General features: G+C 75.0%; 6 protein-coding genes and 1 riboswitch. Of the genes, 1 reads left to right on the top strand and 5 read right to left on the bottom strand.

The features are described 5' to 3' along the window. Positions 1 to 383 precede the first annotated feature (383 nt). From ACFWPI_RS36820 to ACFWPI_RS36800, 5 genes are all read right to left on the bottom strand, one after another. Positions 384 to 1103, bottom strand: a complete 720-nt coding sequence (locus ACFWPI_RS36820) for a ferredoxin (RefSeq protein ID WP_079136529.1) — start codon at positions 1101 to 1103, stop codon at positions 384 to 386. Beyond that, positions 1100 to 1918 (bottom strand): ABC transporter ATP-binding protein, encoded by an 819-nt coding sequence (locus ACFWPI_RS36815; protein ID WP_380380293.1) that lies wholly within the window; start codon positions 1916 to 1918, stop codon positions 1100 to 1102. The genes ACFWPI_RS36820 and ACFWPI_RS36815 overlap by 4 nt, the downstream gene beginning before the upstream one ends. Next, positions 1915 to 2994 (bottom strand): iron ABC transporter permease, encoded by a 1080-nt coding sequence (locus tag ACFWPI_RS36810; protein WP_063352369.1) that lies wholly within the window; start codon positions 2992 to 2994, stop codon positions 1915 to 1917. Before ACFWPI_RS36810 ends, ACFWPI_RS36815 begins: the two co-directional genes overlap by 4 nt. Beyond that, positions 2991 to 3962, bottom strand: a complete 972-nt coding sequence (locus ACFWPI_RS36805; protein ID WP_380380291.1) for an ABC transporter substrate-binding protein — start codon at positions 3960 to 3962, stop codon at positions 2991 to 2993. The genes ACFWPI_RS36810 and ACFWPI_RS36805 overlap by 4 nt, the downstream gene beginning before the upstream one ends. Positions 3963 to 4056: 94 nt before the next feature. Further along, positions 4057 to 4262, bottom strand: a riboswitch (cobalamin riboswitch). A 119-nt stretch (positions 4263 to 4381) separates the two neighbouring features. After that, entirely contained in the window at positions 4382 to 5023 is a 642-nt protein-coding gene (locus ACFWPI_RS36800) for a hypothetical protein (RefSeq protein WP_380380289.1), read from the bottom strand. A gap of 275 nt (positions 5024 to 5298) precedes the next feature. Here ACFWPI_RS36800 and ACFWPI_RS36795 point away from each other — a divergent pair, with 275 nt between their 5' ends. Beyond that, complete coding sequence (locus ACFWPI_RS36795) at positions 5299 to 13647, top strand: type I polyketide synthase (RefSeq protein ID WP_380380287.1); 8349 nt, start codon at positions 5299 to 5301, stop codon at positions 13645 to 13647. Positions 13648 to 13653: the final 6 nt, after the last annotated feature.

Below are 13653 nucleotides of genomic sequence, written 5' to 3'. Positions count from 1 at the left end.
TGGTCACACTTCCGACGACGAAGCCAAGCCCGCGCCCGCAACTCCCACTACAAACGCCGAGGACACACCCCCCAGATGCGGTTGCAGTATTAAGCCGAGGAGACCTGTCCTGACCCTGGGCGTCTCTCGACGTCGTCGGATCAGTGGCCTGTATCCGTGCAGACGCCTCACCGAACGAGGAGTCGCGTCGACAAGTAGACGCGCCCCCCGACCAGGGTGTCAAGCCGCTCCGACCCCCCGTCAGAACCGCCCGGACCGCCCGTCATCAGCACGTTTCCTCCGCGGCACAAACTGTTCGCCTGCGGCGCGGGCCCCGGTGGCCACTGACCGACAGAGGCCCTGCCGGAGGTGTCTCCGGCAGGGCCTCTGGCCTTCGGCGTGGGTCAGCTCCTGTGGCGGGGGAGCCGGTGGGACTCGACCGGTCGTCCGTCGGCGAGGTGCTCGGTGACGATGCGGCCGGCGACGGCCGGGTCGATCCTCCCGTACCAGACGTCGTCCGGCTGCACGCTGACGACGGGGGCCTGGTTGCAGGGGAACTGGCACCCCGTCTGGGTGACGAGCACGTCGTCGTCGCCGAGGCCGTGCTCGGTCAGCTTCTGTACCAGGGCGCGTAGCCCCTCCTCCGCGCCCTGGGCCGCGCAACGCGGGCCGCGGCACACCAGGACCTGGTGCCGGTGGCCGGGGACGTCCTCCCAGGCCGCGGACGTGAGGCCGGGCTCCTCGCCGGTGATGGCCTTCGTCACCGCGGCCACCGCGGGGACCGCGTCCGGTGAGTCGGCGAGGCGGGTCGCGACGAGGAGTTCGGGACGGTGGCCCGCGCGCTCGCGCCACCAGTGCGCCGCGATCCGCCGTAGCCAGGACTGGCCCGGGCCGGAAGCCGCGAGGCGGACGCCGATCACGACCACGGTCTCGGTGCCCGCGTCGGCCAGCCTGGTCAGCTCGGCCGACAGGGAGGGGTCCGCCTGCTGCAGGAAAGCGATCGAGGCCCGGTGCGACGCCGCGGTCCGGAGGAGTTCGTCACGACGGACGGCTTCCCCGATCGACATGCCGACCAGGAGCGTGGCACTGCGGCGGGCGGGTGCGCCCGGGGCGGGGAGGGTCATGGTGATGTCCCTTCGGGGAGCAGTCCGTTCCACCGGATGTGCGGCCTGTCGTGCCGGGGGTGTCGTTCCACGGTCACGTCGACGCCGTAGACGTGCGCGATCGTGGGCGAGGTGAGCACGTCGGAGCTGGGCCCGTGGGCGACCAGCCGGCCGTCGAGCAGGACGGCGACCTCGTCGCAGTAGGCGGCGGCGAGTTCGAGGTCGTGCAGCGCGGCCACCGTGGTGACGCCCAGCCCGCGCACGGCGCCGAGGAAGCCGAGTTGGTGGCGCAGGTCGAGGTGGTTGGTGGGCTCGTCGAGCAGGAGCACGCCGGGCTCCTGCACCAGCGCCCGCGCGAGCTGGACCCGTTGCCGTTCGCCGCCCGACAGCGTCGGCCAGGCCCGGTCGAGCAGGTGTCCGACGTCGGCCGCGGCAACGGCATCGGCGAACACGGACCGCTCGTGGGCGTCGGCGGCGGAGTCCATCGGCACGGGCCAGCGGCTGCGGTACGGCGTGCGTCCGAGCTCGATGACCTGACGGGCCAGCAGTGACAACCGGGTGTCCGCCTGCTGCTCCATGAAGGCCACCCGTCGTGCTCGTCGGCGGGCCGTGAGGGCGTGGAGGTCCTCTCCGTCCAGGAGGACGCGCCCCGCGCTCGGCCGGGTCAGTCCGGCGACCGCGCGCAGCAGGGTGGTCTTCCCGGCGCCGTTGGGCCCGAGCAGGCCCGTGATCCGGCCGGGGGCGAACGCGAGCGAGACCGCGTCCAGCAGCGTGGCTCCGCCGATGCGCACGCGGAGCTCCTCCGCGCGCAGCTCGGCGGGCGGCGTCACGGTCACTGCGGTCCCCCCTCGGCCCGCCCCTGGCGCCACAGCAGCCAGGCGAAGAAGGGCGCTCCGAGTCCGGCCGTGATGACGCCGACGGGGATCTCCCGGTCGGGCAGGACCGAGCGCGCCACGATGTCGCTGCCCACCAGGAGGGACGCACCCACCAGTGCCGACACGGGCAGCAGGAGGGCGTGGCGCGGGCCGCAGACCAGTCGGACCACGTGCGGTACGACCAGGCCGAGGAACCCGATGACGCCGGTGTTGGCGACCAGGCACGCGGTCACCAGCGCGGCGGTGGCGACGAGGAGCCAGCGGGTGCGCTCGACGTGGACGCCGAGGGAGCGGGCGGCGGTCTCGCCGAAGGCGAAGGCGTCCAGGTCGCGGGCCGAGGAGGCCAGGACCGTGACGCCGACCAGCGCGACCGCGGTCAGGAAGACGGCGGTGGGCCAGCGCACGCCGGCGACCGAGCCGAGCGTCCACTCCATGACACCGCGCGCCGCGTTGCGGTCCCCGAGGACCAGCACGACGAACGAGGTGTAGGCCCCGCACATCTGCCCCACCGCGATGCCGGCGAGCACGGTCCGGGTGGTCGGTAGGGACCGGGTGCGGGCGCCGGCCAGTGCCAGGACGACGGCGGCGGCGAGCAGGGCACCGGCGAAGGCCGCCGTCGCCACCGCGCCGGTGCCCACGGCGCCGGTCACGCCGACGCCGAGGACGATCACGGTGACCGCGCCTGCGGCGGCTCCGTCGGAGATCCCGAGCAGGAAGGGATCGGCCAGGTCGTTCCCGGTCAGCGTCTGCAGCACCGCGCCGCAGACCGCGAGGCCTGCGCCGGTGGCAGCCGCTCCCAGAACCCGGGGCAGCCGCAACTGCCAGACGATCTGGTCGTCCAGCAGCGTGACGTGCTGGCCGCCCAGCCCGAGACGGCGCGCCACGACATCGATCACCGTCCGGACCGGCTCGGGTTGCGAGCCCACGGCCAGGCCGAGGAGCACGGTGGTCAGCAGCAGGGCCGCACCGATGGCCAGGGCCGCCGTCGCGCGGCCCGGACCGGAGGGCCGCACGACGGGGCGGGGTTCGGTGGTCATGAACCCGGGTGCAGCTGGCCCAGCCCTGCGGACACCCGGGCGGCACCGTCGGCGAGCCGCACGCCGGGAGTCGACTCCGAGAACGGCACCACCACGAAAGCCTTGCGCTGCACGGCGGTGAGCTTGCTCAGCACCGGGTCGTTCTCCAAGTAGTCGATCTTGGACTGGGCGGTGTCCCAGCCGGCGTCCGCGACCACGATGGCGTCCGGGTCCGCCGCGACGACCTTCTCCCAGCTCACGTTCTGCCAGCCACCGGGCAGGTCCCCGAAGACGTTGCGGGCGCCCACGGCATCGAGCACGAGCTGAGGTCCGCCGTGGCCGGCACCGACGAACGGCGACTTGGTGTCCGAGTCGTACCACAGGACCTTCAGACCCTTGCCCGCGGCCGTCGCCGTGAACTGGGCGAGCTGCTGCTCCTGCTGCTGCTGGATCGCGGCGGCCCGCTCCGTGACACCGAAGACCTCGGCGACGTCGTTCAGTTCACCCCACACCGCCTGCCAGGTCGTCGGCGGCACCTGGCTCTTGTCCGAGCAGCCGAACGGGGACAGGTACGACGGGATGCCCTGGCCGCGCAGCTCGTCCCGGCTGCCCGCGACCTTGTCGGTGAACGCGCTGGAGTAGGAGGCGTACAGGAAGTCGGGACGGGCCGCGAGGAGCTTCTCCTTCGTCGGGTAGTCCTTGGAGAGCACCGGGACGGAGTCGTAGGCCGCCTTCCACTTCTCCGGGACGGAATCGTCGAGGTAGGCGGTACCGGCCATGCGGGACTGCAGGCCGAGGGACAGGGCCACCTCGGTGGCACCCTCGTTGAGCGTCACCAGCCGGGCGGGCGGCGCGCCGACCGTCACGGTCGTCCCGCAGTTGTCCACGCTCACCGGCGCGGCACTTCCGGCCGCCCCGCCGGACGTGGCGGGCGCGGGGGCGCCGGTGCAAGCCCCGAGCGCGCCGGTGAACAGGACGGCCGCGACCACCCGGCCGACACGTATCGGACCTGTGGGACGAACGGAACATATCGATCGAAACGGATACAGCAGACCGCTGGGCACGTGTTCTCCAAAACCCTCGTGGAACATGTCGCGCCGTGGCCGGTCTCCTGGCTTCCGCATCAACACGCCGCAGCCGACCTTCCCGGACGGCTCTTCCAGCCCGCCCAGTGGCCCTGACCGCTGGAAAAGCCGGTCAGCGAGGGCCGCGGAACTCCGCGGCAACAGTGGCGAGGGCCGCACCGGACTCAGACCGGTTTCCCGTACACCACGGCGATGGCAAGGTATCAGGCGTGGTCAGGTCGGTGCTGACCGGCTCAAGGACGCCCACCGGCCACGCGAAGCGCCGGCAGCGGCAGCGCCTTGACGGAGGTGTGTGTTCGGCCTGCCGGCTTTCCAGCGCGCTGTCACGCAGTGGCGGTGGCAGCTTCGGTGGCTCCGCCAGTTGAGGGTGACTGGAGGGAGCAGGCCGAGATCCGGACCGCGAGCTCCTCGTAGTCGACGGGTTCGCCACACAGCCGGCGTACGGAAGCAAGGCCCAGGCTGGCCTGTCCGGTGGCCTCCACGAGAGCACGGGAAGCAACGTAGAAGCGCCACTGGCCGATGTCGAGCGGGTCGTAGTCGGCGTGGGTGAGCGCGATATGGAGGGCGAAGACGTAGACATCCGCGTTGTAGGACTGCTCTGCGGCGTCACCGTCCTCGGGAGTCCAGGTGCGTCCGCGCAGCCGGGAGAAGCGAATCTCCGACAGCTGACGCTGCCCCCAGGCTTGGAGGTAGGCGCTGGTCTTGACCTCGATCCTGAGCCCGTCAGGCGTCAGGACATCGAAGCTGTCCCATTCCATGTTGCGTGCCACAGCGCCGACGGCGCGGTGGACCAGGAATTCCGCGAGCAGGCCCCGGGTGGTGTTGGTTCGCAAGTCGGGCATCGCGTAGCGCCAGAAGTCCAGCACCGTCCCGGCATCGGTGCCGCGGAAGGCCTCGTTGCCGTCGAGCGGCGCCAGTTCGGCCGGGGTGTGCCAGGCGTTGGGGGCGGCGGAGTCGGAGAGCATTCCCCCAGCCTGACACGGGCGCCGGACGGGGAGGGCGGTATCGGGGGCAGCGCTCAAAGTCCACGGCGCTGTGCCCTCGCGCCCTCCCGGGCTGGAGAGCTGCTGTTTCCGCAGGTCAGAGGCCTGATTGCTGCCTCGAAGTGCCGCGGTTCCTCGGCGGCCGCAAGCGCAGCTGCGGCGAGTCCGCAGGACTCGGTCTGTGCCCGTGTGTTACTGGGTACGGAGGGGATCGACGGGGGAGTGGGTCGCGAGTGGCGAGAGGTCGGAGCCGGGGCGTGAGTGGTGAACTGCGGTATGACGATCTGGTGCGGCCGCTGCCGGAGTTGCTGAAGAGGCACGCCGAACGGTCGGCGGAGCGGGTGGCGTTCCACGACTTCTCGCGCGGCGTCAGCTACGCCGAGTTGGAGCGGCGGACCGGGCGGTTGGCCGGGTCGTTCGTGCGGGCGGGGGTCCGGCGCGGGGATCGGGTGGCGCTCTGCCTGGGCAACTGCGTGGAGCTGGTGGAGGGTTGCCTCGCCGTGCTGCGGGCGGGGGCGGTCGGTGTCCTGCTCAATCCCCGCTCCTCTGACGACGAACTCGACTACTACCTGCGGGACAGCGGCGCCTCGGCCATCATCACCGACCCCGCGCACCTCACGCAGCTGCACCGCCTCGGCGCCGCGTACCGCGGCCTGCACACCGTGCTCACCGGGGCGGGCCCGATCCCCTCGAACGCCCCCGACGGCACCGTCCTCTTCGAGGCTGCGGCCTCGACCGGGGACGGGCCCGCGGCCCCCGACGATCTGGGGCTCGACGATCCGGCCTGGCTGCTCTACACCTCCGGGACCACCCACCGCCCCAAGGGCGTGCTCTCCACACAGCGCAGCGCACTGTGGTCGGTGGCGGCCTGCTACGCGCCGCTCTTCGGGCTCTCCTCCGAGGACCGGCTGCTGTGGCCGCTGCCGCTGTTCCACAGCTTCGGGCACTCCCTCGCGATCCTGGGCACCACGGCCGTCGGCGCGAGCACCGCGATCGCCGGCGAACTGCCCACGCCCGGTGAGGCCTTGACGCCCGGCGACCTGTGGCGCACGCTGCGCACCCCGAGCGCAGCCCTCGGCGGGCCGTTCACCGTCCTGGCGGGCGTCCCCACGACGTACCACCGGTTGATGGCCTCGGCGAAGGACACCCCGCTCCCCGCACCGCGGCCCGGGCTGAGGCTCTGCGTCACGGCGGGCGCGCCGTGCCCGCCCGAGCTGCGCGGGGCGGTGGAGGAGACGCTCGGCGCGCCGCTGCTCGACGTCTACGGCAGTACCGAGACCTGCGGCGCGATCGCGGTGGCCCGCCCGAACGGCCCCCGGGTCGACGGGTCCTGCGGACTGCCGGTACCCGGGGTCGAGGTCCGCGTCGTCGATCCGGACAGCGGGGCCGACGTCCTCGCGGGCGGCGAGGGCGAGATCTGGGTCAGCGGTCCGAATCTCATGACGGGCTACCACGACCAGCCGGAGGCGACGGCCGCCGCGCTGCGCGAGGGCTGGTACCGGACCGGGGACCTCGGGCGGCGCGCCGAACACGGCCACCTCGTCCTCACCGGCCGGGTCAGCGAACTGATCATCCGGGGTGGCGAGAACATCCACCCCACGGAGGTCGAGCACGTCCTGCGGGGCTGTCCCGGGGTGCGGGACGCCGTGGTCCTCGGCCTGCCGCACGGCGTCCTCGGCGAGGTCCCGGTCGCCTTCGTGGTGCCCGGCCCGGAGGGCCTGGACCCGCGGCTGGTGCTCGACGTCTGCCGCTCGCAGCTCGCGGAGCACAAGGTCCCCGTCGAGGTCCGTGAGATCGCGGCCGTCCCGCGCACGCCGTCGGGCAAGATCGTCCGCCATGCGGTGCTCAGCGACCCGGCTGCGGCGCCGGCCCCGGCCCCGGCCGGGGGCTCCCTGGGCCGCGGGCTGCTGTCGCTGCCCCGGGAGGAGCAGGAACGCGCGCTGTGCGAGAGGGTGTGCGCCGAGACGGCCCGGGTCCGCGGCCGCGCGCCGGAGCGCGGGCCTGAGGCGGACGGTTCGTTCGCTGACAGTTCCTTCGCGGACCTCGGGCTGACCTCGCTCGGCGCCATCGAGCTGATCGACCGGCTCGCGGCGTCGACCGGGCTGAGCCTGCCGACGACGCTGGTCTTCGACCACCCCACCCCTGCCGCCGTCGCCCGCCACCTGCACACCGAACTGTTCACCGCCGAGCCTGCCGTACCCACAGCCGAGGCCGTCACCGCACCGCGGACCGCCGAGCCGGAGGAGCCGTACGACCGGGACCCGGTGGTGATCGTCGCCATGGCCTGCCGCTACCCCGGTGGCGTGGAATCCCCCGAAGGGCTCTGGGAGTTGGTGTCGCAGGGCACGGACGCGATCTCGGACCTGCCGACCGACCGGGGCTGGGACCTCGCCGCCCTCTACGACCCCGACCCGGACCGGATCGGCACCTGCTACACCCGCAGCGGCGGATTCCTGCACAGCGCCGCGGAGTTCGACGCGGGCCTGTTCGGCATCTCGCCGCGCGAGGCGTTCGCCATGGACCCGCAGCAGCGGCTGCTGCTGGAGGTCACCTGGGAGGCGTGGGAGCGGGCCGGGATCGACCCGGCGTCCGTCCGGGACAGCGACACGGGCGTCTTCCTCGGCGTGATGTACGGCGACTACGCCTCCCGCTTCACCGAGCACGAACTGGAGGCCCACCTCGCCTTGGGCTCGGCCGGCAGCGTGGCCTCCGGCCGGCTCTCCTACGTGTTCGGCCTGCGCGGGCCCGCGATCACCGTCGACACGGCGTGCTCGTCCTCGCTGGTCGCCGTGCACCAGGCGGCCCAGGCGCTGCGCTCGGGCGCGTGCTCGCTGGCGCTGGCCGGCGGCGTCACGGTGATGGCGACGCCCAACCCGCTGGTCGCGTTCAGCCGCCAGCGCGCCCTCGCACCCGACGGCCGGTGCAAGTCCTTCTCGGCCACGGCGGACGGCACCGCCTGGGCCGAGGGCGCCGGGGTGCTGCTGCTGGAGAGGCTGTCCGACGCGCGCCGCAACGGACACCCGGTGCTGGCCGTGGTGCGCGGCAGCGCCGTCAACTCCGACGGCGCGTCCAACGGCCTGACCGCGCCCAACGGCCGCGCCCAGCAGCGCCTGATCCAGCTGGCGCTGGCCGACGCCGGGCTGCGCGCGCACGAGGTGGACGCCGTGGAGGCGCACGGGACGGGCACCGCGCTCGGCGATCCCGTCGAGGCGCGGGCGCTGCTCGCCGGCTACGGCCGGGGCCGGGGGCCGGAGGAGCCCCCGCTGTGGCTGGGCAGCGTCAAGTCCAACCTCGGACACACCCAGGCCGCCGCCGGAGTCGCCGGGATCATCAAGATGGCCCAGGCCATGCGGCACGGCGAGTTGCCCAGGACCCTGCACGTGGCAGCCCCCACCCCGCACGTCGACTGGTCCGCGGGCCGGGTCGAGCTGCTGACCGCCGCCCGGCCGTGGCCCGCGCCCGCCGGCCGGCCGCGCCGGGCCGGCGTGTCGGCCTTCGGGATCGGCGGCACCAACGCGCACGTGATCATCGAGGAGCCGGCCGCCGCCGACCGCGCCCCGCTGCAGGAACCCGCGCGGCCCCAGGGGCTGGCGGTGCCGTGGCTGGTCGGCGGGGCCGACGAGGCGGCCCTGCGGGCCCAAGCGCGGCGGCTGGCCGACCACGTCGCCGCCCGGCCGGGCCTCTCGCCGGCGGACGTGGGCTTCTCGCTGGCGGTGTCGCGGTCGGCGCTCACGCACCGGGCGATGGTGCCGGCCGCGGACCGCGAGCGCATGCTGGCCGGACTCCGGGCGATCGCCGACGGCACGCCCGCCGACGGCACGCCCGGCGCCGGGGCGTTGACGCGCCTGGCCGACCCGCGCACCCGCACCGCCTTCCTGTTCACCGGGCAGGGCGCGCAGCGCACGCGGATGGGCGAGGAGCTACGGGAGGCGTTCCCCGCGTTCGCCGAGGCCTTCGACGAGGTCTGCCACGCGCTGGACGGCGAACTCGACCGGCCGCTGCGCACGGTGATCCGCGCCGAGCCGGGCTCGCCGGACGCCCTGCTCGACCGCACGGACTTCACCCAGGCCGCCCTGTTCGCCTACGAGGTGGCGCTCTTCCGGCTGGTGGAGTCCTGGGGCGTGCGGGCCGACTTCCTGGCGGGGCACTCCGTGGGCGAGTTGGCGGCCGCGCACGTCGCCGGAGTGCTGGACCTCGCCGACGCCGTACGTCTGGTCGCGGCGCGCGGGCGGCTGATGCGGGCGCTGCCCGACGGCGGGGCGATGGTGGCCCTCGACGCGGCGGAGCACGAGGTCCTGCCCGAACTCGTGGACGTGGCCGACCGCGTGGCGATCGCCGCGGTCAACGGACCGCGCGCGGTGGTGGTCTCCGGCGCGCGGGACGCGGTGCTCGCCGTCGCGGCGCGGTTCGAGGCCCGCGGCCGCCGCAGCACGCGGCTCAAGGTCGGCCACGGCTTCCACTCGCCGCTGGTGGACCCGGTGCTCGACGAGTTCCGCCGCGTCGCCGAGACGCTGGAGTTCCGGCCGCCGCGGATCCCGGTGGTCTCCACCGTGACGGGATCTCGGGCGGCGCCCGAGGAACTGGGCTCCGCGGACTACTGGGTGCGGCACGCGCGGCTTCCCGTCCGGTTCGCCGAGGCCGTGGAGTGGCTGGGCGCCAACGGCGTCGGGGGCTTCCTGGAACTCGGCCCGCAGCCCGTGCTCACCGCCTACGCGCAGGAGTGCCCGGCCGTCCAGGACGGCGGCCCGGTGCTCCAGGACGGCGGCGGCCCGGTGTTCGCCTTCGCGGCTCGCGACGGCGAGCGGGAGCCGGACACGCTGCTGGCGGCCGTGGCCCGGCTCCACGTGCGCGGCGCCGGCGTCGACTGGCCCGCGGTGTTCGCGGAGCGCGGGCTGCGGCGCGTGGAGCTGCCGACCTACGCCTTCCAGCGCCGGCGGTACTGGCTGGACCCCCTGCGCCCGGCCGGGGCCGGGGCCGGGGCCCACCCGGGCCCCGGCGAGCATCCGCTGCTCGGCCCGCCGTTCGAGGTGCCGGGCACCGGGCGCACGGTGCTCTCCGGCCTGCTGTCGGCGAGTGCCCAGCCGTGGCTCGCCGACCACGTCGTCGGCGGGGCGCCGCTCGTGCCGGGGACGGCGTTCGTCGAGATGGCTGTGCGCGCGGGCGACGCGGCCGGCTGCGGCACGCTGGAGGAGCTCGTGATCCTGCGGCCGCTCGCGCTGCCCGCTGCGGGGGTACGGGTCCAGGTCGTGGTGGGGGCGGTGGACGACTCCGGTCGGCGGTCCGTCGAGATCCACGCGCGACCGGTGGAGGCCGCCGAGGCCGCCGATCCCGCCTGGACGCCGCACGCCACCGGCCTGCTCACCCGCACGCCCGAGCCGGGTACGGCACCGGAGGGGCACGGCCTGACGCAGTGGCCGCCGCCCGGCGCCGCGGAGATCGATCCCGCCGGCGCCTACGAAGCCGCGGCGGAGCGCGGTCTGGCCTACGGGCCCGCGTTCCGCGGCGTGCGCGCGCTGTGGCGGCGGGGTGCGGAGGCGTTCGCGGAGGTCCGGCTGCCCGAGCCGTGGACGGCCGAGGCGGACCGGTACGGCATCCACCCCGCGCTCCTGGACGCCGCCGCGCACGCCTCGATGCTCGCCGCGCACGCCCCGGGAACCGACCCGGGCGGGGGCGCGGACGCGGACGGGGGCGCGGGCGGCGCCCGGGTGCCGTTCCAGTGGAGCGGCGTGTGCCTGCACGCCGCCGCGGCGTCGACGGTGCGGGTGCGGATCGCGCCGGTCGGCGAGGCAGGCCCCGCCTCGGAAGGCGGCGCGCTCTCGATCACGCTCGCCGACCCGGCGGGCCGCCTGGTGGCCCGCGTCAACTCCCTCTCCACCAGGGAGCTTCCGGCCGGACACCGCGACCCCGGACAGGACATCGCCCAGCGCGCCCTGCTGCGCCCCGACTGGGTCCCCGTCGCACTGCCCGGCGGGGCACCGCAGTCAGCGGGCTGGACGGTCCTCGGGCCGGACCAACTGAACCTCGGCGCCTTCGTCCCCTTCGCCGGCCCGTCCTCGCCCGCGGCCGGCGCGGACGCCACCGCCCCGCCCCGCCACCTGGCGCTCACCGCCGTCGGCTCGGAATCGGAAACGGACCGCGGCCCGCTGGCCGACGTCCACCTGCTGACCACCCGGGTGCTCAAGGCCCTACAGGACTGGCAGGACGATCCGGTCACCGCGGGCTCGCAGCTCGTGGTGGTGACGCGGAACGCCACCGCACCCACGCCGGACCTGGCGGGAGCCGCGGTCTGGGGGCTGGTGCGTACGGCGCAGTCGGAGTTGCCGGGGTGCGTGGTCCTGATCGACGTGGACGAGGACCCCGCCTCCCTGCGCCTGTTGCCCGCGGCGGCCGCCAGCGGCGAGCCCCAACTCTCCCTGCGCGCCGGGCGGGCGACGGTGCCGCGGCTGGTCGGCGTCCCGGCGACGGTGCCGCGGCTGGTCGGCGTCCCGGCGACGGTCCACCTGCCCGAGCCCTGGCCGGCCGAGAGTGCCCAGCCCCGCCGCTCCGGCGCCTTCGACCCGGACGGCACGGTGCTGATCACCGGCGGCACCGGAGCACTGGGCGCGGACCTGGCCGGGCACCTGGTCGACGCGTACGGGGTCCGCCACCTGCTGCTGACCGGGCGGCGCGGCCCGCACGCACCGGGCGCCGACGCCCTGCGCGCGAGTCTGGGGGAGCGGGGCGCGCAGGTCAGGATCGTCGCGTGCGACGTGGCCGACCGGGCCCGGCTCGCCGAGCTGATCGAGCAGTGCGACCCCCCGCTGACCGCCGTCGTGCACGCCGCCGGGGTCCTCGACGACGGAGCGCTGGCCGCGTTGTCCCCCGAGCGGCTGGCGGCGGTCCTGCGGCCGAAGGCGGACGCGGCCTGGCACCTGCACGAGTTGACCCGCGACCGGGGCCTGTCGGCCTTTGTCCTGTTCTCCTCGATCTCGGGCGTGCTGGGCCGGGCGGGCCAGGGCAACTACGCCGCGGCGAACGCGTTCCTGGACGCGCTCGCCCAGCACCGGGCCGCCGCCGGTCTGCCCGCCGTCTCGCTGGCGTGGGGCATGTGGGGTCACGACGCGGGCATGGCAGCCCAGTTGACCGAGGGCGCGGGGCACCCGAGGCCCGACGACGTGGTCCGGGCGTTCACCCCCGCCCAAGGGTTGGCCCTGTTCGACGCGGCACTGCGGACGGGAGCCCCCGTACTCGCGCCGGTCCTGCTCGACCGGGCCGCGCTGCGCGCCGCCGCAGGGCAACTACCGCCGCCGCTGCGCGACCTGGCGCGCCACGGTCGGCCCGCCGCCGAAGTGCAGAGCGGTGAGACCGAACCGCCGCCGGGCGGCCGGGAGGGCTCGGAGCCCGGGGCGTGGCGCACGCTGCTGGCCGGGCTGCCCGCCGAGGAGCGCGGGGCCGCGCTCACGGAACTGCTGCGCGGCGACGTGGCCGCGGTGCTCGGCTACTCCGGCGCGCAGGACCTGCCCGCCGGCAGGACCCTGGCCGAGCTCGGCTTCGACTCCCTGACGGCCGTCCAGTTCCGCAGCCGACTGAGTACGGCCCTGCGCCTGCGGCTGCCCGCGGCCGTCGTGTTCGAGCACCCGGCGATCGAGGACCTCGCCAGTCACGTACTCGACCTGCTCGACGATCTGTCCAACGACCTGCCCGACGGCACACCGCGTGAGCAGCCCGGCCGACGGCCCGCACCGCTCACCGGCCGTCCCGCGCAGACGCTCGCGGCGCTGTACCGCGCGCTCTGCGAGCAGGGCCGGCCGGCGGCCGCGATGCACCTGGTGGTCGCGGCTTCCTCGGCCGCCGCGACGTTCGGCGCCGACGACGCCGCGGAGCACGCCGTGCCGCCGCTGCGCCGGGCCCGGGGCCGCGCCGGCTCCCCGGTCGTGGTCTTCTTCCCCGACCACCGTCCGCTCCCCGCATTCCCGGGAGGCGGGTTCGCGGCCCTGCACGCCTGCTTCGATGGCGAGTTGGAGGTCCTGGAGTTCCCACACCCGGGCATCGGCGCGGGGTACGCCGTTCCGGCCGACCGGGAGACGCTCGCCCGCCTCCACACCGAGACGGTGCTGCGGCACGTCGGCAACCGGCCCGTCGTCCTGGTCGGTGCTTCCGCCGGGGGCGCCGTCGCGCACGCCGTGACCCGACGCCTCGAACTCAGGGGATCCGCTCCCCTGGGGCAAGTGCTGATCGACACGTATCTCGTCCACCAGGGCAACCACTCCACGGACTGGCTGACCGCCCTGGCCGCCCCACCGGCCCCGTACCTCGCCGCGGACGTGAGCGCGGACGGGTCCACCGGAGACGAGGACGCCGCCGTCGCGGCCATGGGCGCCTACACCGGGCTCTTCCTGGACTGGCGCCCGGAGCCCGTGAACACCCCGACCCTCCTCATCGGCGCCGCGCGCCCGACCCCGCTGATGGCGGCGCGCGCGGACGGCGACTCCTGGCGCACGTCCTGGCCGCTGCCACACGAGCGCGTCGAGGTGCCCGGCAACCACCTCTCCCTGGCCCGGGAAGACGCCGCCACCACGGCAGCCGCGATCCGCACCTGGATCGACTCCCTCACCCACCCCGGTTAAGTCCTG

It is taken from the genome of Kitasatospora sp. NPDC058492, from assembly GCF_042720685.1.
GTDB lineage: Bacteria > Actinomycetota > Actinomycetes > Streptomycetales > Streptomycetaceae > Kitasatospora.
This window is presented reverse-complemented; position numbering and strand designations above follow the sequence as displayed.

Coding starts and splice junctions, on each gene's coding strand:
- ACFWPI_RS36820 (WP_079136529.1), bottom strand. CDS start 1,103: ATGACCCTCCCCGCCCCGGGCGCACCCGCCCGCCGCAGTGCCACGCTC.
- ACFWPI_RS36810 (WP_063352369.1), bottom strand. CDS start 2,994: ATGACCACCGAACCCCGCCCCGTCGTGCGGCCCTCCGGTCCGGGCCGC.
- ACFWPI_RS36800 (WP_380380289.1), bottom strand. CDS start 5,023: ATGCTCTCCGACTCCGCCGCCCCCAACGCCTGGCACACCCCGGCCGAA.